Consider the following 19,491-nt stretch of genomic DNA (forward strand, 5'->3'; position numbering starts at 1 on the left):
GGGACTTTGAAAGTGTGACCAGACCAGCGGTTTCACAACCAGTTGTTAAAGGCATGTATAACATTACAGAATGGGTAATAGCGGTTTTTCGGTTTTTGCTGATAGTTACTGACACGAAATTGCTACAGAGTGTGGTTTGTACCGGTATGGCGCTAGACAGGGGGGGGCTGGCTACATACAATCGGTTTATCAAGAGCATCGTTTTTATTAAGCTGCGTTGCCTTTGCGAAGGAACGCGTTAGAACATAGCGCTTGTTACATTAGTTTAATGGATATATAGCGCGATAAGTATTCACAGCAGTTTCATCTGCCGAGTGTTAGCTCTGTAGATACGGTTACTTAGTTAATACGGCGACGTCGGCTAAGAATGATGACTGCGACCAAAAGATGTACGCCTTGCTACCATAAGGGGACCGAAGAATGTCATTTGAAGTATTTGAGAAATTGGAAGTTAAAGTTCAGCAGGCGATTGATACCATCACTTTGCTACAGATGGAAATTGAAGAGCTGAAAGAGAAAAATAACACCCTGTCCCAAGAAGTTCAGGATGCTGCTGGTGGCCGTGAAGCCTTAGTGCGCGAAAATGAGCAGCTAAAGCAAGAGCAGCATGTTTGGCAGGATCGCCTGCGGGCACTGTTGGGAAAGATGGAAGAAGTCTAAGTATTGACTGGCTTAACGCAACTGTAATCGGTTGTTGATGGCCCTGAGTCACGTAGCTACTTCAAATGCTAAGTAGTAAAAAGGGCGATATCAGTATCGCCCTTTTTTGCGAGGATCAGCGGAATGTCATTCAATATCCAGCGGCTCTTCTGACAAGATAATTCCAGTGTTATCTGCGTACAAATGGTCACCTGAGAAGAACGTTACACCGCCAAAATTCACACGGATGTCGCTCTCACCAATGCCTTCATCTGCCGCACCTACCGGAATGGCGGCCATAGCCTGAATACCGATATCTAACTCCGCGAGATCGTCAACCTGACGCACGGCACCGTAAACCACAATGCCTTCCCACTCGTTTTTCAATGCCAATTCGGCTAGCTCAGCATCGATTAATGCACGGCGCACTGAGCCACCGCCATCAACGACCAGAACACGGCCTAGACCATTTTCTTCAAGCTGGTCGAACAACAAGCCATTATCTTCGAAACATTTTACAGTAGTAATCTTGCCACCAAATGAAGTGCGCCCACCAAAATTGGAGAACAGTGGTTCTACCACATTTACCTCTTCATGATAGATGTCACAGAGTTCGGAAGTATCATATTTCATAGGATTAACGTCTGGTTGCGGCTGGGAGATTAAGTATATCTCTTTCTGGCTACTGTTGGCAAAATCATCAATTGTTAAATTTATCCGGGCTGACCTTTATGGCGCATGGCCCGGATAGGGTTTGAATAACAAACGGCGGGGATTAACTGAATACCAAACCGACAGCAAACAGAACGTTGGTCAGCAGTGCGGCTTTAACCATATGCTCAAGCATTGGGCGCATACCCGCAGCAGTAGGCTCACGCAGTACAAACAGTGCATGTTTGACCAGTAACGGAACGGCCAGAATAAAGATCCAACCGGCCCAGCTATGTAAATTCTGAAGTGTGAATAATGTCAGACACAAAATTGCTGCCGCGATTAATGCCGCATGATAATAACGTGCGACTACTGGCCCCAAACGCACTGCTAAAGTATTTTTGCCATTAGCTGCGTCGTTTTCAATATCGCGCAAATTATTAATATTCAAAACGGCCGTTGCCAGCAAACCGCAGGCCGTGGCGGGTAACATCACGATAGTGTCAAAGTGCCCAGCCTGAAGGTAGTAAGTCCCCGCGACACTCAGCCAACCGAAGAAGACCAATACTGAAATATCACCCAGCCCCATATAACCGTAGGGTTTGCTACCGACGGTATAGGTAATGGCTGCCATAATTGCCATTAACCCAAGTAATAAAAAGCCTAAAACATCGCTGGGTTTTTCACAGGCGACGGCGATGAGCGCAATACCGGAAACAATCGTCAGAATAACGGTGATAATCAGCGCCACTTTCATCTGCTGGCGGGTAATCATCCCTTTTTGCATCCCGCGTAATGGCCCGATACGCTCTTCAGTATCACTGCCCTTGATGGCATCACCGTAATCATTAGCCAGATTAGATAGAATTTGTAGCAGGCCGGCAGTTAATAAGGCGAGGAGTGCTACGGCAGGTTTAAAGCTATCGAGCCAGACAGCAAGGGCTGAACCGGTAACGATAGAGGCAAAGGCCAGCGGCAGGGTTCGTGGTCGCAGGCTTTCCAGCCAAGCCTGGGTCTGGCTGGTGTTGGTTGATAGGCTCATGTTTCGCTTCATTTTATTATATTAGGAGTCTGGTCCGCCCACATCGGCGTGTTAAACGCATTATGTCTGTCAAAAAATAAAACAACAGTGGGAGGCGATGCCTCCCACTCGATATTGTCCTGGCGGACCATTTTATCCAGCATAAGCCTATAAAGCGAATTATAGGATAAAACGACTCAGATCTTCGTCTGCGACCAGTTCATCAAGATGCTTACCAACATATTCAGCATCAATAGTGATGGATTGACCATTACTTTCGCTAGCGTCATAGGAGATATCTTCCATCAAACGCTCCAGTACGGTATGCAAACGGCGTGCACCGATATTTTCGGTACGCTCGTTAACCTGCCATGCTGCCTCAGCAATTTTGCGAATACCTTCAGGGGTAAACGCAACGGTAACACCTTCCGTTGCCATCAGCGCTTTGTACTGCTCGGTTAACGAGGCACTTGGCTCAGTCAGAATACGCTCGAAATCATCGGTGGTTAGCGCCTGCAGTTCAACGCGGATTGGCAAGCGACCTTGCAATTCCGGGATAAGATCTGACGGGCTGGACACCTGGAATGCGCCGGAAGCAATAAACAAGATATGGTCAGTTTTTACCATGCCGTGTTTAGTTGATACGGTGCAACCTTCTACCAATGGCAGCAAGTCACGCTGCACCCCTTCACGGGACACATCCGGGCCTGACGTCTGGCCGCGTTTACAGATTTTATCGATCTCATCGATAAACACGATCCCGTGTTGCTCAACAGCATCAATCGCCTGCTGTTTCAGCTCTTCTGGATTGACCAGTTTTGCGCCTTCTTCCTCAATCAGCAGTTTGAATGCGTCTTTGATTTTGACTTTACGCGGTTTTTGTTTTTGGCCGGCGATGTTCTGGAACATAGACTGTAACTGGTTAGTCATCTCTTCCATGCCAGGAGGTGCCATAATTTCAACCCCCATCGGCGAAGCGGCCAAATCGATTTCAATCTCTTTGTCGTCCAGTTGCCCTTCACGCAATTTCTTGCGGAAAGCCTGACGGGTGGCGGATGGTTCTTGTGTTTCATCCGGCTGGCCCCAGTTATTCTTGGCCGGTGGAATCAACACGTCCAAAATGCGTTCTTCGGCTAATTCTTCAGCCCGGTAACGCATTTTCTCAATTGATTGATGACGCACCATTTTCACAGCCGCATCGGTCAGATCGCGGATAATAGAATCCACTTCCTTACCAACATAGCCCACTTCGGTGAACTTAGTCGCTTCAACTTTGATAAATGGCGCATTGGCCAATTTTGCCAGGCGGCGGGCAATTTCAGTTTTACCCACACCCGTTGGGCCGATCATCAGAATGTTTTTAGGGGTAACTTCGTGGCGCAACTCTTCATTGAGCTGCATACGACGCCAGCGGTTACGCAGGGCAATTGCCACCGCACGTTTAGCTTTATCCTGGCCGATGATATAGCTATCAAGTTCGCTGACGATTTCGCGTGGGGTCATTTCAGACATGTCACTCTATCCTTACGCTTTATACGTTAATTCTTCGATGGTTTGGAAGCGGTTGGTATAGATACAGATATCCCCCGCAATGCTCAGAGATTTCTCAACGATATCTTTGGCACTTAATTCAGTATTGTCTAACAGCGCGCGCGCAGCAGATTGGGCATAAGGCCCACCGGAACCGATAGCAATCAGATCATCTTCTGGTTGAACCACATCGCCGTTGCCGGTAATGATGAGTGATGCTGTTTCATCCGCAACAGCCAGTAGTGCTTCAAGCTTGCGTAACATACGATCAGTACGCCAGTCTTTGGCTAACTCAACAGCCGCTTTAGTCAGGTGGCCTTGATGCATCTCCAGTTTACGCTCAAACAGCTCAAACAGCGTAAAGGCATCAGCAGTACCGCCCGCAAAGCCCGCAATAACTTTATTGTTATAAAGCCGGCGTACTTTTTTGGCATTACCCTTCATTACGGTATTACCCAGAGTGACCTGGCCATCACCACCAATAACGACATGACCATTACGACGTACACTTACAATTGTTGTCACGAGCGGACCCTCGTTGCAGACTGAATGAGTCCCCGTACTGCCTGTCAAAAAACAGCACGGGGTATATTGAGATTATAAATGGGGGAGGATTACGACTTTTCAACCCCCAACAGCGAGGGGAATGCATCCTGATTGACCAGCGCCTTTCAAACGTTGCAAGGTAGTATCAGCGGCTGCCTTGGTACTGTAAGGGCCAAGAACCACTCGATTCCAACCGCCACCGCTGGTAATGCGGCTTTCGATCCCGCCAAATGCCAATTGGGCGCGGATAGATTCGGCCTGATCGATGGCTTTGAATGAGCCACACTGCACCATCCAACGTTGTGCCTTCTCTTTTTCTTTTTCCGGTTTTGGCTGCGTAACTGCCGGTGTTACCTGAGCCGCCACTTGTGGTGCACGCTGTGGTGTTGCCACAGGTGATTGTACCTGCGTTTGTTGCTGTACCGGTGCGGTGGTCTGGCGCGGTGGCGTTAATGGCTGCTGTTGCAGGGGCGTGACCGGTGGTTTGATGGTCACAGCAGAGCGTGGCACCGGCATCCCTTGGTTATACGGTACCTCTGACAACTGTGTTGGTTGCTGGCGCATATCTGCCTGCATCTGCTCAAGCAGTTGGCGCTGCTCATTCGTCAGTTGTGTCTGGGAATTAACCTCACCACCGGCAGAAGGCTCTGTTGGTGTCGGTACGCCAATCTGGCGATTTTCCAGCTCTTTAATATAGCGCCAGCGCTCTTCCGGTTTGGGCGGTAACCCATTGCCGGTACGAGGATCATGGCTGGGTAATAACGGAAGCTCACCCGGCTTATTGTGGGTGATGAAATAGAGGCCACCAACAAATACCACTAACAGCGCGACGGCCAGCGCCACCACGGTTTTAGATATTGCTGGAGCACTGCGTTTTTTCCGGCTGGTGCTTTTGCGCCGCGCTCCTGCGCGCCCTCGGCTTACATAATCTCTTTGTGCCACTATCGTTTCGCTGCGTCTTGATGATGGAATAAGTCCGTCATGTTACTGAACCCCTGAATATTTGCCTAGCGTTTAGGCGCAGCAGTACTTTCCCTGACAATTAACTCGGTGTCTAACAAGCGGGAGCCACTTTGTACTGAATGCCCTTGTAGCTGTTCAAGTAATAGTAACATGGCTTGCTGGCCAATTTGATAACGCGGTTGAGCCACGGTGGTCAATGGGGGATCACAATACTGTGACAACTTCAGGTCGTCAAAGCCTACCAGCGAGACATCCTGCGGGATGTTTAGCCCCATTCTCTTTGCCTGCCACATCGCCCCTATCGCCATCACATCATTGTGACAAAATATTGCTGTTGGGGGATGAGGCAATGCCATCAGCACCGCAAAGGTTTCTGCGCCCGCTTCATAGCTAAAGTCCCCGCGCATAATATAGTCACTGTCGACGGCGATACCATTACGACGTAGTGCCTGAATATAACCCTGTAGCCGATAGTGGCTCAGCGGCAAACTCTCCGGCCCGGCAACACAGGCAATGCGCTGGTGCCCCAATTCATGCAGATAATTAACTGCTTCATAGGCGGCGGTCAGGTTATCGATATGTACCGTCGGCAGTTCCAGTTCAGGTGCAAACTCGTTTGCCATCACCATCGGTGGCAAATTACGCTGCTCTTCTTTGCTGGCATCAAAAGGCAGATTGGAACCTAACAACAACATGCCATCAATTTGCTTGGTAATTATCAGATTAACAAAGCTACGCTCTTGCTGGGTTTGTTGCGCGCAATCGCCAATCAATATCAGATAACCTTGCTGGGCTGCCGCGTACTCAATCCCTTGAATGATATCAGCAAAAAACGGGTCACTGATATCCGGTACAATAACCAGAATTGTGCGCGATTCATTCCGTTTAATATTACGAGATAAAGCATGAGGAGAATAACCCACCGCCAGAACAGCTTGTTCCACTTTTTGCCGGGTTACTGTTGAAACCTTTTCCGGGTTCATCAGTGCGCGTGACACCGTTGCAGTTGAAACACCCGCCATTTCGGCAACGTCTTTCATGGTAGCCATCGTGAATTCTTTCTTATGTTCCAACGCCTTTCTCCTTGCTCTGGCTCCGAGCCAGCACTGATGCTTAATGCAGGCTTTCCGTCATTCTATACAGATAGTGAGGGTAATTTGTTACCTAATTTGCATAAAAAGTGTGACATAAGTAGGTTTTTTCGCACTGGCTCGCAGAAAGCGGGGTAATCGATTGCCTTGTGGCACAGATCAAACAATAAATTACCTAAATAAAAGGATATTACCCAAAGTCATCGGCGTTACAGCCAGACAGCAAGCAAGTGGCAAATCAGTCGGGAACCGATTTGAATAGCATTTATGCCTGCCTGTAGCGAGCCTTAAGCATTAAGGGAAATTAACTGTCTATTGGATCGACATCTAGCGTCCACTTCACTTTACGGGCCTGCGGCAATGTATTGATTAGCGGCTGAGAGGTTTTAATCAGCCGTTGTAGCAATTGCCGTGACGGGTGCTGTAACAGCAATTGCCAACGGAAGCGCCCACTGCGTTTAGCCTGCAATGCGGGCACTGGCCCCATAATCCACAGCGCATCATCTTTGAGTGGGCTGGCTTCCAGCAAATTACGTAACTGTTGCAGGAACAGCGCGGATTGCTGGTTATCGTGATCTTCACTGCGCACGATGATATGGCTGGTATAAGGCGGTAAAAATACGCTTTTACGTTCCGCCAGCGCTTGTTTGGCAAACGCATCGTAGCCCTGTTGCAGCAAAATTTGCAGCAGTGGGTGTTCGGGGTGGTGCGTTTGTAAAATAACTTCCCCCTGCTTGCCCGCGCGCCCGGCCCGGCCTGAAACTTGTGTATAAAGCTGTGCGAACCGTTCTGCTGAGCGGAAATCCGCCGAGAATAGTGCGCCATCGACATCCAGTAAGGCCACCAGCGTAACATCAGGGAAGTGATGCCCTTTAGCCAGCATCTGGGTGCCAATCAAGATGCGCGCCCCCCCTTGATGGACATCAGCCAAATGTTGTTCCAACGAGCCTTTGCGGCTGGTGGTATCGCGGTCAATTCGAGTGATGGGGGTATCCGGGAACAGGGGAGCGAGTTCGTTCTCTAACTGCTCTGTGCCAACACCGACAGAAACCAGATGAGTTGAACCGCATTTGGGGCATTGCTGAGGCACCGGGCGCTGGCTGTCGCAGTGGTGGCAGCGCAACTGACGGTGATTTTGATGCAAGGTGTAATAGTGGTCACAGCGCTGGCATTCAGCAATCCAGCCACACTCATGGCACAGCAGGGCAGGGGCATAGCCACGGCGGTTCAGGAACAAAATCACCTGATTATCGGCCTGCAAATGGGTTTTCATCCGTTTTAGCAGTGGCTGAGAGAGGCCAACTTTAAGCGGCAAGCCTTTTAAATCGAGCAAATGCTGTACGGCGGGTTTGGCGTTGCCCGCCCGTTTAGACAGCGTTAACTGGCGATATTTACTCATTTGCACATTGTGCAGGGTCTCTAGCGCCGGGGTCGCGGTACCCATCACGATCGGAATGCCTTCTTCACGGGCGCGGAATACCGCTAAATCTCTGGCATGATAACGCCAGCCCTCTTGCTGCTTATAGGAACTGTCGTGTTCTTCATCGATAATAATAACCCCAAGGCGGGAAAACGGTGTAAACAGTGCCGAGCGGGTACCAATAACAATGGCGGCTTCGCCGTTACGTGCTCGCAGCCAAACGGACAACCGCTCGCTGTCATTTAAACCTGAATGGAGCACCTCAACGGGAGCGTTAAACCGTTCGCGAAAACGGGCGATAGTTTGCGGCGTCAGGCCTATCTCAGGGACTAAAACTAACGCCTGACGGCCTTGTGCCAGAATATTTTCCAGCACGCTCAGATAAACTTCCGTTTTACCTGAGCCGGTCACCCCAGCCAGCAGCCAGGCAGCAAACTGAGTGTCTTCACTGCGAATCGCCCCAACGGCGGTTGCCTGCTCGGTATTCAGCCGCAAGCGCTCACCCAGAACGGCGAAACCGTTGCGCCAATCGGTGGTCGCAACTTCCTGCGCCCGCAGATCAATTAACCCTTTACTGCGTAATGCCTGCAATGCGCTTTCGGTGAGTGCCATTTCATTAACTTGATGGCGGTAGACCGGTTTTTGTAATAATGCGGCCAGCGCCTGTTGCTGCTTCGGCGCGCGTTTTAAGCTTTCCGGCGGCGTGGCTCGCCCTTGTTCAGTTGCGAACCACTGCCACAATGGTGCTGATTGCGCGGGCTTCCCTTGGCGTAACAGAATCGGCAGGGCATGGAATAGCACTTCACCTATCGGGTAGTGATAATACTCGGTGGCCCAGCAGAGAATGCGCCACAGGCTAGGTGGAAATAAGCTGCGGTCATCCAGAACGTCATCAATGGCTTTAAGCTGTTCAAGGGGGAAGGCGCTGGTATCACTGATACCCACCACAATTCCGATGGCTTTGCGTTTACCAAATGGCACACTGACGCGAGCACCGACCACCGGGCAGGCCATGGCGCTGTCTAAACGGTAATCAAAGCTACGGGCCAGTGGTACGGGTAATGCCACTTGAACAACGGACATGTGTTTTCATCCTGATAACTAAAATTGGTCTAAATAAGTACAATTGGCCTATACCCTAAATAATTCGAGTTGCAGGAAGGCGGCAAGCGAGAAAAGTCCGATGAGCTTACATGAGTAAGTGATTCGGGTTATTGAGCACAACCAACGCACATGCAACTTGAAGTATGACGGGTATAAATAAAGATTGAACAGTTTACACTGAGTGCTTCACAATGTGCGGATTCGATTGCGCGGTTTGGTCAAATTCTGTATGATTCGCCGCCTTTGATATAATTCGATATCAAATCCTGTTAACAACCGTTGCTTAGTTTATCAGCGGCTGTTCGTTAACAATCAAATTGTTATTTATCAATCGTGTGGTGTCTGGCGGAACAGGGCTGGATAGCGACACGGCCTAAATATAGAGGTTTTCCATGAAACAAGGTATCCACCCTAAATACGATTTAGTTACTGCTTCTTGCTCTTGCGGTAACGTTATTAAGATCAACTCTACTGTTGGTCATGACCTGAATCTGGACGTGTGCGGCGAATGCCACCCGTTCTACACTGGCAAGCAGCGTGATGTTGCTACCGGTGGCCGTGTTGACCGCTTCAACAAGCGTTTCAGCGTGCCGGGTGCTAAGAAGTAATTATTGCCCGTCAGATGAAAAAGGCACCTTCGGGTGCCTTTTTCATTTCTACATTTCAGGTTCACTATGACTAATGAACCGAGTGGTAGTTGGGGATCAGTATTCCCAGGTATCGGGGTCAACACCCAATTCACGCATTAAAATTTTTGCGGCTTCCGGGATTTCATCGCTGCGTTCTTTCCGCAGGTCTTCGTCATTCGGCAGCGGCTGACCAGTAAATGCATGCAAAAAAGCCTCACACAACAATTCACTGTTGGTGGCGTGGCGCAGGTTATTCACCTGGCGACGGGTCCGTTCATCGGTGAGGATTTTCAATACCTTCAGCGGAATGGATACCGTAATTTTTTTGACCTGTTCGCTTTTCTTGCCGTGTTCAGCGTAAGGGCTGACATACTCGCCGTTCCACTCAGCCATGGGACACCTTAAATTTGTCGGAAAAATACAAAATTCTGAAAACCGGCTAATTATGCCCGATCTCCGCTGTTCTCACTAAATAAATGTCGATTTTACTAGAGCAACATCACCCATTTAATCATTTTGCTACTTATTGATAGCCGTTACCTTTCGATACGGTCTTTGCGGTTAAACAAAACACCACCGAAAACTCACTGACATCATTAAGATAGTTAAAGCCTCTACAATTTTAGCGGTTATTATTCCATTGCTCAATCTATACGCAAAGAAGTTTAGATGTCCAGATGTATTGACGTCCGTAATTTGTGCGTCTAATCTGGCGTAACATTTTCTCGATAACCGGCTGGTGGAAATCCATATGACGCGTAAACAGGCAACAATAGCAGTCCGTAGCGGGTTGAACGATGACGAGCAATACGGCTGCGTTGTCCCCCCGATTCATCTCTCCAGTACCTATAATTTTCTCGATTTTAATCAGCCACGGACTCACGACTATTCACGTCGCGGTAATCCGACACGCGATGTAGTACAGCGTGCACTGGCGGAACTGGAAGGTGGCGCGGGTGCAGTCATGACCAGCAGCGGGATGTCGGCGATTCATTTAGTTTGCACTACATTTCTAAAACCGGGTGACTTATTGGTTGCCCCACATGATTGTTACGGCGGCAGTTACCGTTTATTCGATAGCCTGAGCAAGCGTGGTGCCTATCGGGTGCTGTTTGTCGATCAGGGTGATGAAGCGGCACTGAGCCGAGCCTTGGCTGAAAAACCCAAGCTTATATTGATTGAAACCCCAAGTAATCCGCTGCTACGGGTGGTAGACATTGCGGCTATCTGCAAGGCGGCACACGCGGCAGGTGCTCTCACTGTTTGTGATAACACTTTCCTTAGTCCAGCCTTGCAGCAGCCACTCTCTTTAGGGGCGGATCTGGTGGTTCACTCCTGTACCAAATACCTGAATGGTCACTCTGATGTGGTCGCGGGTGCGGTAATTGCCAAAGATCCTGAACTGGCGGTTGAGCTGGCATGGTGGGCGAATAATATCGGTGTGACCGGTGCGGCATTTGATAGCTACCTGTTATTACGCGGTTTGCGCACATTATCGCCACGTATGGCTCAACAGCAACGTAACGCAGATGACATTGTCCGTTATTTACAGCAGCAGCCTTTAGTGAAAAAGCTGTATCATCCTTCTCTGCCACAACATCCCGGCCACGAAATTGCCTGCCGTCAGCAGTCTGGTTTTGGTGCGATGCTCAGTTTTGAGTTTGATGGCGATGAACAGCGACTGCGCCGCTTCCTCTCTGCTCTTGAGTTATTTACTCTGGCGGAGTCTTTGGGCGGTGTAGAAAGCCTGATTTCCCATGCCGCGACCATGACCCATGCCGGTATGGCACCTGAAGCACGCATTGCCGCAGGTATTACTGACAGCTTGTTGCGTATTTCCGTGGGTATTGAAGACAGCGAAGATTTGATTGCCGATTTGGAAAATGCTTTCCAGTTGGCGGGAACGAGGTAAGCATGAATGCAACAGCGGTAGCAGCGGCGGTGACCGGCCGTCAACTGCATAAGTTTGGTGGTAGTAGCCTTGCGGATGTGAAGTGTTACCTGCGGGTGGCCAATATTATGGCCAATTACAGTCACCCCGGTGATCTGATGGTGGTGTCTGCGGCAGGTAGTACCACTAACCAACTGATTAGCTGGTTGAAACTGAGCCAAAGTGATCGTCTCTCTGCTCATCAGGTGCAACAGAATTTACGTCGTTATCAACATGATCTGATCAGTGGCTTATTGCCGCCAGAAGTGGCCGAACCGCTGATCAGTGAGTTTATCCGTGATTTAGAGCGCCTGGCTGGTCTGCTGGATAGCAAAGTAGATGATGCAATTTATGCCGAAGTCGTGGGCCATGGCGAGATTTGGTCTGCCCGCTTGATGGCGGCGGTCTTGAACAAGCTGGATATGAACGCCACCTGGCTGGATGCCCGCAGTTTCCTGCGTGCAGAGCGTGCGGCGCAACCACAAATCGATGAAGGCCGCTCTTACCCGTTGTTGCAACAATTAATGGCCCAGCATCCGCATCAGCGTTTGGTGGTCACAGGGTTTATCTCGCGCAGTAATTCCGGTGAAACCGTGCTGCTGGGGCGTAACGGCAGTGACTACTCGGCGACACAAGTCGGGGCGCTGGCGGGTGTCGAGCGCGTGACCATCTGGAGTGACGTTGCTGGGGTATACAGTGCAGACCCGCGCAAAGTAAAAGATGCTTGCCTGTTACCGTTATTGCGGTTGGATGAAGCCAGTGAACTGGCACGTCTGGCGGCACCAGTACTGCATACCCGCACGCTACAGCCAGTTTCAGGCAGTGATATCGATTTACAACTGCGTTGTAGCTATCAGCCAGAGCAAGGTTCAACCCGTATCGAGCGTGTATTGGCGTCAGGGTCGGGGGCGAAAATTGTCACCAGCCATGATGACGTCTGCCTGATCGAATTGCAGATTGCCAGTCATCACGATTTTTCGCTGGCTCAAAAAGAGATTGATTTGCTGCTTAAACGTGCGCAAATCAAACCGCTAGCTACCGGTATTCACCCTGACCGCAATCTGTTGCAACTCTGCTATACCTCCGAAGTGGTTAACAGTGCACTAAGAGTGCTGGAAGATGCCACGCTGCCTGGGAAATTATCCCTGCGCGAAGGGCTGGCCTTGGTTGCACTGGTGGGCGCGGGGGTGTGCAAAAACCCACTGCACAGCCATCGTTTCTACCAACAGCTAAAAGATCAGCCGGTTGAGTTCATCTGGCAGGCAGAAGATGGGATCAGTATGGTGGCGGTTTTGCGCCTTGGGCCGACCGAACACTTGATTCAGGGCTTGCACCAGTCACTGTTCCGCGCAGAAAAACGTATTGGTCTGATGCTGTTTGGCAAAGGTAATATTGGCGCTCGCTGGCTGGAACTGTTCGCCCGCGAGCAGAAGAATATCTCGGCGCGCAGTGGTTTCGAGTTTGTGCTGGCAGGTGTGGTGGATAGCCGCCGCAGCCTGTTAAGTTACGATGGGCTGGATGCCAGTCGGACCTTGGCATTTTATGATGACGAAGCCAAAGAGCAGGATGAGGAATCGCTGTTCTTATGGATGCGAGCACACCCGTTTGATGATTTGGTGGTGCTGGATGTGACCGCCAGTGAATCGCTGGCAGAGCAATATCTGGATTTTGCCAGCTACGGTTTCCACGTGATCAGTGCGAACAAATTGGCTGGCGCATCCAGCAGCAATAACTATCGCCAAATTCGCGATGCTTTTGCCAAAACAGGCCGCCACTGGCTATATAACGCCACGGTGGGGGCGGGGTTACCGGTTAACCACACGGTGCGTGACCTGCGTGATAGTGGCGACAGTATTCTGGCGATCAGCGGTATCTTCTCTGGCACGTTGTCGTGGTTATTCCTGCAATTTGACGGCACGGTGCCCTTTACCGAGTTAGTCGATCAAGCCTGGCAACAAGGTCTGACCGAGCCAGACCCGCGGGTGGATCTTTCCGGCCAGGATGTGATGCGTAAACTGGTGATTTTGGCCCGTGAAGCAGGTTATGACATTGAACCCAATCAGGTACGGGTAGAATCACTGGTTCCGGCTGGTGCTGATGTGGGTTCCGTGGATCAGTTCTTTGAAAATGGCGAAGCATTGAATCAGCAAATGATCCAGCGCTTAGAAGCCGCAAATGAGATGGGGTTGGTGTTACGTTACGTGGCACGCTTTGATGCTAATGGTAAGGCTCGTGTGGGCGTTGAAGCGGTACGTGCTGACCATCCGCTGGCCTCGTTGCTGCCGTGCGATAACGTCTTTGCCATTGAGAGCCGTTGGTATCGCGATAATCCACTGGTTATTCGTGGCCCAGGTGCCGGGCGTGATGTTACTGCCGGTGCCATTCAGTCTGATTTAAACCGCCTGTCTCAATTGCTGTAATTTGCATTAATTCGCCTCTTCTGCTTAAGCGGAGGAGGCGAAATTACCTCTTTAACCCATTCCCTCTTTAACACCGCTCCCCAATAACGCCTATTGCTGGCAGAGAGTAAGCGAACGTGGCGAACCCTCGTAACTTCAGGGGTTAAAGGTCTACATGAATTTTCCGCGTATTGCGTGTGAAGATTAATCATCGTCCTAAACTTATTTAAAAGTTGACTCTTTAGCCAACTTCCGTCATTTTCTATTTAGCCGTCTAAACGTATAGACGCTCATGATGAGCGGTAACAAATAACATAAGTCGTTATAACGACAATGGAGTGACAGGGTATGAGTTTTTTCCACGCCAACCAGCGGGAAGCGCTGAATCAAAGTCTGGCAGAATTGCAGGGTCAGATTAATGTTTCTTTTGAGTTTTTCCCGCCGCGTACCAGCGAGATGGAAGAGACTTTGTGGAACTCAATCGACCGTCTGAGCACCCTGAAACCCAAGTTTGTTTCGGTCACTTATGGCGCGAACTCCGGCGAGCGCGATCGTACTCATAGCATCATTAAAGGGATAAAAGAGCGCACTGGCCTTGAAGCTGCACCGCATCTGACCTGCATTGATGCTTCACCGACTCAGTTACGTGATATTGCCACCGATTACTGGAACAGCGGTATCCGCCACATTGTTGCTCTGCGAGGGGATTTGCCACCGAATAGTGGTAAGCCAGAAATGTACGCATCTGATTTGGTGACCTTGCTGAAAGACGTAGGGGATTTTGATATCTCGGTTGCGGCTTATCCAGAAGTTCATCCTGAAGCCAAAAGCGCGCAGGCTGATCTGATCAACCTCAAGCGCAAGATTGATGCAGGCGCTAACCGGGCGATTACCCAGTTCTTCTTTGATGTTGAGAGTTATCTGCGTTTCCGCGATCGCTGTGTGGCCACCGGCATTGACGTTGAAATCGTACCGGGCATTTTACCGGTATCCAACTTTAAACAGCTTCAGCGCTTTGCCACTATGACCAACGTGCGGGTACCACACTGGATGAGCAGTATTTTCGAAGGGCTGGATGACGACCCTGAGACGCGCAAAATGGTGGGTGCTTCAGTGGCGATGGATATGGTGAAGATTTTAAGCCGTGAAGGGGTAAAGGATTTCCATTTCTATACCTTGAATCGGGCAGAGTTGAGTTATGCGATTTGCCATACCCTTGGGGTGAGACCGTAAGTTGTTAAAGGGGCGCAGGCCCCTTTTCATCATAATCATCAAGCAAACAAAAGATAATCAGGGGAATCGCTTCCCCCAAAATCAATGGCTAACCTGTATTGCGCATCCCCGCAGCAACACCGGCAATCGTCACCATCAACGCCTGCTCAACACGGGCATCTGGGTGCTCATGCTGGCGCGAACGGTGCAACAGCTCAGCTTGCAGCACGTTCAGTGGGTCGGTATACACATTACGCAATGCGATTGACTCTGCAATCCACGGCAAATCAGCCATTAAGTGATCATCGTTGGCGATAGCCAGCACCACTTTAATATCCGCTGCTAGCTGGTCGCGTAATTGCTGACCCAATGGCCACAGTGATTTATCCACCAAACGTTGGTCGTAATACTCTGCCAGCCACAAATCAGCTTTGGCGAACACCATTTCCAGCATCCCGATACGGGTAGAGAAGAATGGCCAGTCACGACACATCGTGGCTAATGCTTCTTTCTTCCCGGCATCGATCGCTTTTTGCAAACCGGCACCCGCACCCAGCCAGGCAGGTAGCATCAGGCGGTTTTGTGTCCAGGCGAAAATCCACGGAATGGCGCGCAGACTCTCCACTCCGCCGTCCGCGCGGCGTTTGGCTGGGCGTGAACCCAATGGCAATTTGCCTAATTCCAGCTCTGGCGTAGCCGCGCGGAAGTAAGGGACAAACTCAGGGTTTTCACGCACATAGCCGCGATACATATCACAGGATGCGTCCGACAGCAGATCCATCACCTCAATCCACTCTTCCTTCGGTTCCGGTGGTGGCAGTAAATTAGCTTCCAGAATCGCACCAGCATAGAGTGCCAGGCTGCTAATAGTGACTTCCGGCAGACCGAATTTAAAGCGGATCATCTCGCCTTGTTCCGTGACGCGCAAGCCACCTTTTAAGCTACCCGGAGGCTGAGAGAGCAGGGCTGCATGTGCAGGGGCACCGCCACGTCCGATAGAACCGCCACGACCGTGGAACAAGGTCAGGGAGATACCGGCTTTCTCGCAGGTTTTGATCAACGCATCTTGCGCCCGATATTGCGCCCAGGATGCAGCCATCACGCCAGCATCTTTTGCTGAGTCGGAATAGCCAATCATTACCATTTGCTTGCCTTGGATCAGGCCGCGATACCAGTCGATATTTAGCAACTGGGTCATTACTTCGTCGGCATTGTTCAGGTCATCAAGGGTTTCGAACAATGGCGCAACGGGCAGAGTGAATGGGCAACCCGCTTCTTTCAGCAGCAAATGCACTGCCAGCACGTCTGATGGCACTTTAGCCATGGAGATAACGTAAGCGGCGATGGAGCCTTGTGGTGCTTCAGCAATCACCCGGCACGTTTCCAGCACTTCTTGTGTATCAGCGCTCGGTTCCCATTTTAGCGGAACCAGTGGGCGCTTGGAGTTCAGTTCGCGCACCAGGAAGGCTTGTTTGTCCGCCTCAGACCAGCTTTCATAATCGCCAAGGCCCAGATAACGAGTCAGTTCAGCAATGGCATTGGTGTGGCGGGTGCTTTCCTGGCGCACATCGATACGCACCAATGGCACACCGAAGCAGCGCACACGGCGCAGGGTATCCAGCAGTTGGCCGTTAGCAATGATCTCCATACCACAGGCTTTCAGAGACTGATAACAGGCGTAAAGCGGATCCCACAGTTGGTCATTACTGACCAGCAAATCAGTCGGCGGCAAGACACGCTCACCTTTCAAACGGCCTTCCAGATAAGCCTGAGTATTGGTCAACTGGGTACGGACGCGTTTCATTAATTCGCGGTAAGGTTCGACCACCTCTTCGCCACCGGCCAGTTCACGCAGTTCCGGGGTGCATTCCGACATCGAAAGCTCTGACACCAGCACCTGAATATCGCGCAGGAACAGGTCGGTGGCTTTCCAACGGCTGAGTAACAGCACATGGCGGGTAATTTCGGCGGTCACGTTCGGGTTACCGTCACGGTCACCGCCCATCCAAGAGGTAAAGCGGATTGGCACGGCTTCTACTGGCAAGCGGTAATCGAGCGAGTTTTGTAACTGCTCGTTAAACTCACGCAGAAATGCGGGCACACCTTCCCACAGGCTGTTTTCAACCACGGCAAAGCCCCATTTGGCTTCATCGACTGGGGAAGGGCGTATTTTACGAATTTCGTCAGTATGCCATGATTGTGCGACTAACTGGCGCAAACGACGCATGATCTTGTTGCGTTCGTAATCGGCTAAGTCATTGTGATCCAACTGGCTCAGGCAGGTATTCACTTCCACCAGTTTATGGATCAGGGTGCGGCGGGTGATTTCGGTTGGATGAGCGGTTAACACCAACTCAATGGATAACTCATCAACCGCGCTGCGCATATCTTTCTCGCTCAGCTTTTTATCTTTTAAGCGCGTGAAAAGCTGAGCCAGCGCTTCTGGGTTACTTGCGGCTTCACCGTGTGGTGAAATACTGTGATATTGCTCTGCCGTATTCGTCAGATTGAGGAATTGGCTAAAAGCACGGGCTACTGGCAGCAGCTCGTCGTTGGACAGATTTTGCAGCGTGGTCAGCAGTTCCTGACGGCTTGCTTCATTACCAGCACGCGAAGATTTGGATAATTTACGGATGGTTTCTACTTTTTCAAGGATGTGTTCACCAAGCGCTTCTTTGATGGTGTCCCCGAGTAGCGTACCGAGCATACTGACGTTACTTCGCATTGCGGAATATTGTTCGTTCATATGACCCCTGACCCATATCCCCTTCGCCATTGACGCCGCAGGGTTGCTAGCTGCGCTCACTCACCCGAATCACTGACTGGTGTCAGCTCATCGGGATTAATGAGCCTCAAAGAGGCTCACCCTGCGGGCTAGCATAAATGCTGTTCAAATCGGTCATCAACCGATTTGTCTTTCACTTGCTGCCTACCTGCAACGCCAATGACTTTGGGTATAAACTTTTATGGTTTCTTTTTGTAAATTAATTTCACCCAAAAGGCCGAGATGGACAATTCCACTCGCCACGTTCAATTCCATACTCCAATTGACACTATTTTTAGCAAAAAAACATCAATTTTAGGGATATTGCTGAAATTTAATTACCAAGGTCAGGTTATCAGTCTTCCTAATAGGCAAAATTGATCGCCTACCCCATAAGAGGTAATTACTGCTGGCAGAAATGGTCAACCAACTGACCAATCAGCTCGCGGGTTGGCTCGATAAAGGCCACATCGATAAATTCATCTGGCTGATGGGCCTGATCGATCGAGCCGGGTCCCAGCACCAAGGTTGGGCACACTTGCTGGATAAACGGCGCTTCGGTGCAGTAGTTCACCACCGCAGTACGCTCACCCAATAATTTCTCGATAACCCCTACCATATGGTGATCGGTTGGGCATTCATAGCCTGGGATCGGCGGATGCAGTTCGTCAATGCTCAAACGGCCCGGCCAGCGTTGACTTACCGGAGCCAGCGCTTCGGTCATCAACCCGTTCAGATCACTTAATGTCAGGCCTGGCAACGGGCGGATATCCATATGCAATTCACAGCAAGCACAGATACGGTTTGCCGCATCACCGCCGTTAATATGACCAAAATTCATGGTGGGATACGGAATGGTAAACGCCGGATTGTGATAACGCTCTTGCAACCTGGTGCGCAGCTTCATCAATTCAGTGATAGATTCATGCATTAAATCAATGGCATTAACCCCACGAGCTGGATCGCTAGAGTGCCCGGACTGGCCGGTAATACGAATAGCATTGGAAATATGCCCTTTGTGCGCCCGCACCGGTTGCAGCGAGGTTGGCTCACCGATAATGGCAAAGTCTGGGCGCAACTGGCTGGAGGCGGCAAAATAGCGCGCGCCCGCCATGGTAGTTTCTTCATCGGCGGTCGCCAGAATATACAGTGGCTTGCTCAGTTTGCTGGCATCGATATCGCGCACCGCATCCAGAATAAAAGCAAAAAAGCCTTTCATGTCGGCGGTACCTAAACCATACAACTTATTGTCATGTTCGGTCAGGGTGAACGGGTCACGGGTCCAACGCCCTTCATCAAAAGGCACCGTATCGGTATGGCCCGCCAGCAATAATCCACCATTGCCTTTTCCGATGTTTTTTTCACCAATAGAGGCAAGCAGATTAAATTTGTGGCGTGTATCGGGCACGGGTTGGATCTCGACGCGAAAACCCAAGTCTACAAACCATCCGGCCAACAAGTTGATTAACGCCTCATTACTTTGATCGAGAGCGCTATCGGTTGCGCTGATCGATGGCGTCGCGATTAACGCCCGATACAGCTCAATAAATGGAGGTAATTTCATCTTCACTGTTGACAGCCTTTGGTTAGGA

15 protein-coding genes are annotated in these 19,491 nt (G+C 50.4%); 5 read left to right on the plus strand and 10 right to left on the minus strand.

Features of this window, described 5'->3' with window-relative positions:
- Positions 1-420: 420 nt before the first annotated feature.
- The gene (gene zapB / locus EL015_RS00480) at positions 421-660 is read left to right on the plus strand and encodes a septal ring assembly protein ZapB (RefSeq protein WP_004704796.1); all 240 of its coding nucleotides are present in this window, start codon (positions 421-423) and stop codon (positions 658-660) included.
- A 126-nt stretch (positions 661-786) separates the two neighbouring features.
- Here the strand turns inward: zapB and rraA are convergent, their stop codons facing one another.
- The 7 genes from rraA to priA all read right to left on the minus strand — a co-directional run bounded on the left by rraA (position 787) and on the right by priA (position 8,944).
- Positions 787-1,272, minus strand: a complete 486-nt coding sequence (gene rraA, locus EL015_RS00485; protein ID WP_005190527.1) for a ribonuclease E activity regulator RraA — start codon at positions 1,270-1,272, stop codon at positions 787-789.
- 142 nt (positions 1,273-1,414) lie between these two features.
- Positions 1,415-2,332: a 1,4-dihydroxy-2-naphthoate polyprenyltransferase gene (locus EL015_RS00490; RefSeq protein ID WP_005190524.1), complete on the minus strand. Its 918-nt coding sequence runs from the start codon at positions 2,330-2,332 to the stop codon at positions 1,415-1,417.
- A 159-nt stretch (positions 2,333-2,491) separates the two neighbouring features.
- Entirely contained in the window at positions 2,492-3,823 is a 1,332-nt protein-coding gene (gene hslU, locus EL015_RS00495; RefSeq protein ID WP_005190520.1) for an HslU--HslV peptidase ATPase subunit, read from the minus strand.
- A 12-nt stretch (positions 3,824-3,835) separates the two neighbouring features.
- Positions 3,836-4,366: an ATP-dependent protease subunit HslV gene (hslV, locus tag EL015_RS00500; protein WP_005190517.1), complete on the minus strand. Its 531-nt coding sequence runs from the start codon at positions 4,364-4,366 to the stop codon at positions 3,836-3,838.
- Between the two features lie 99 nt (positions 4,367-4,465).
- Positions 4,466-5,329, minus strand: a complete 864-nt coding sequence (gene ftsN / locus EL015_RS00505) for a cell division protein FtsN (RefSeq protein WP_005190514.1) — start codon at positions 5,327-5,329, stop codon at positions 4,466-4,468.
- A gap of 65 nt (positions 5,330-5,394) precedes the next feature.
- Positions 5,395-6,423 (minus strand): DNA-binding transcriptional regulator CytR, encoded by a 1,029-nt coding sequence (gene cytR / locus EL015_RS00510; RefSeq protein ID WP_032907512.1) that lies wholly within the window; start codon positions 6,421-6,423, stop codon positions 5,395-5,397.
- Between the two features lie 322 nt (positions 6,424-6,745).
- A complete protein-coding gene (gene priA / locus EL015_RS00515) occupies positions 6,746-8,944 on the minus strand; it encodes a primosomal protein N' (RefSeq protein WP_005190509.1) in 2,199 nt (732 codons plus the stop codon).
- 413 nt (positions 8,945-9,357) lie between these two features.
- Here priA and rpmE point away from each other — a divergent pair, with 413 nt between their 5' ends.
- Complete coding sequence (gene rpmE, locus EL015_RS00520; protein WP_005163858.1) at positions 9,358-9,573, plus strand: 50S ribosomal protein L31; 216 nt, start codon at positions 9,358-9,360, stop codon at positions 9,571-9,573.
- A gap of 96 nt (positions 9,574-9,669) precedes the next feature.
- Here the strand turns inward: rpmE and metJ are convergent, their stop codons facing one another.
- Positions 9,670-9,987, minus strand: a complete 318-nt coding sequence (gene metJ / locus EL015_RS00525; protein WP_004392248.1) for a met regulon transcriptional regulator MetJ — start codon at positions 9,985-9,987, stop codon at positions 9,670-9,672.
- A gap of 358 nt (positions 9,988-10,345) precedes the next feature.
- Here metJ and metB point away from each other — a divergent pair, with 358 nt between their 5' ends.
- The 3 genes from metB to metF all read left to right on the plus strand — a co-directional run bounded on the left by metB (position 10,346) and on the right by metF (position 15,156).
- Positions 10,346-11,506: a cystathionine gamma-synthase gene (gene metB / locus EL015_RS00530; RefSeq protein ID WP_032907877.1), complete on the plus strand. Its 1,161-nt coding sequence runs from the start codon at positions 10,346-10,348 to the stop codon at positions 11,504-11,506.
- Between the two features lie 2 nt (positions 11,507-11,508).
- Positions 11,509-13,944: a bifunctional aspartate kinase/homoserine dehydrogenase II gene (locus tag EL015_RS00535; protein WP_005192192.1), complete on the plus strand. Its 2,436-nt coding sequence runs from the start codon at positions 11,509-11,511 to the stop codon at positions 13,942-13,944.
- A 327-nt stretch (positions 13,945-14,271) separates the two neighbouring features.
- The gene (gene metF / locus EL015_RS00540) at positions 14,272-15,156 is read left to right on the plus strand and encodes a methylenetetrahydrofolate reductase (protein ID WP_005192191.1); all 885 of its coding nucleotides are present in this window, start codon (positions 14,272-14,274) and stop codon (positions 15,154-15,156) included.
- An 88-nt stretch (positions 15,157-15,244) separates the two neighbouring features.
- On the opposite strand, the gene ppc is transcribed toward metF, so the two are convergent.
- A complete protein-coding gene (ppc, locus tag EL015_RS00545) occupies positions 15,245-17,881 on the minus strand; it encodes a phosphoenolpyruvate carboxylase (RefSeq protein ID WP_032907876.1) in 2,637 nt (878 codons plus the stop codon).
- A gap of 421 nt (positions 17,882-18,302) precedes the next feature.
- Entirely contained in the window at positions 18,303-19,463 is a 1,161-nt protein-coding gene (gene argE / locus EL015_RS00550; protein WP_005192168.1) for an acetylornithine deacetylase, read from the minus strand.
- Positions 19,464-19,491: the final 28 nt, after the last annotated feature.

Origin of the sequence: Yersinia intermedia (assembly GCF_900635455.1) — a bacterium.
Lineage (GTDB): Bacteria > Pseudomonadota > Gammaproteobacteria > Enterobacterales > Enterobacteriaceae > Yersinia > Yersinia intermedia.

Excerpts from the sequence above, each read along its gene's own strand:
- zapB (WP_004704796.1), top strand. The coding sequence starts at position 421 with ATGTCATTTGAAGTATTTGAGAAATTGGAAGTTAAAGTTCAGCAGGCG.
- rraA (WP_005190527.1), bottom strand. The coding sequence starts at position 1,272 with ATGAAATATGATACTTCCGAACTCTGTGACATCTATCATGAAGAGGTA.
- EL015_RS00490 (WP_005190524.1), bottom strand. The coding sequence starts at position 2,332 with ATGAGCCTATCAACCAACACCAGCCAGACCCAGGCTTGGCTGGAAAGC.
- hslU (WP_005190520.1), bottom strand. The coding sequence starts at position 3,823 with ATGTCTGAAATGACCCCACGCGAAATCGTCAGCGAACTTGATAGCTAT.
- priA (WP_005190509.1), bottom strand. The coding sequence starts at position 8,944 with ATGTCCGTTGTTCAAGTGGCATTACCCGTACCACTGGCCCGTAGCTTT.
- rpmE (WP_005163858.1), top strand. The coding sequence starts at position 9,358 with ATGAAACAAGGTATCCACCCTAAATACGATTTAGTTACTGCTTCTTGC.
- metJ (WP_004392248.1), bottom strand. The coding sequence starts at position 9,987 with ATGGCTGAGTGGAACGGCGAGTATGTCAGCCCTTACGCTGAACACGGC.
- metB (WP_032907877.1), top strand. The coding sequence starts at position 10,346 with ATGACGCGTAAACAGGCAACAATAGCAGTCCGTAGCGGGTTGAACGAT.
- EL015_RS00535 (WP_005192192.1), top strand. The coding sequence starts at position 11,509 with ATGAATGCAACAGCGGTAGCAGCGGCGGTGACCGGCCGTCAACTGCAT.
- metF (WP_005192191.1), top strand. The coding sequence starts at position 14,272 with ATGAGTTTTTTCCACGCCAACCAGCGGGAAGCGCTGAATCAAAGTCTG.
- ppc (WP_032907876.1), bottom strand. The coding sequence starts at position 17,881 with ATGAACGAACAATATTCCGCAATGCGAAGTAACGTCAGTATGCTCGGT.
- argE (WP_005192168.1), bottom strand. The coding sequence starts at position 19,463 with ATGAAATTACCTCCATTTATTGAGCTGTATCGGGCGTTAATCGCGACG.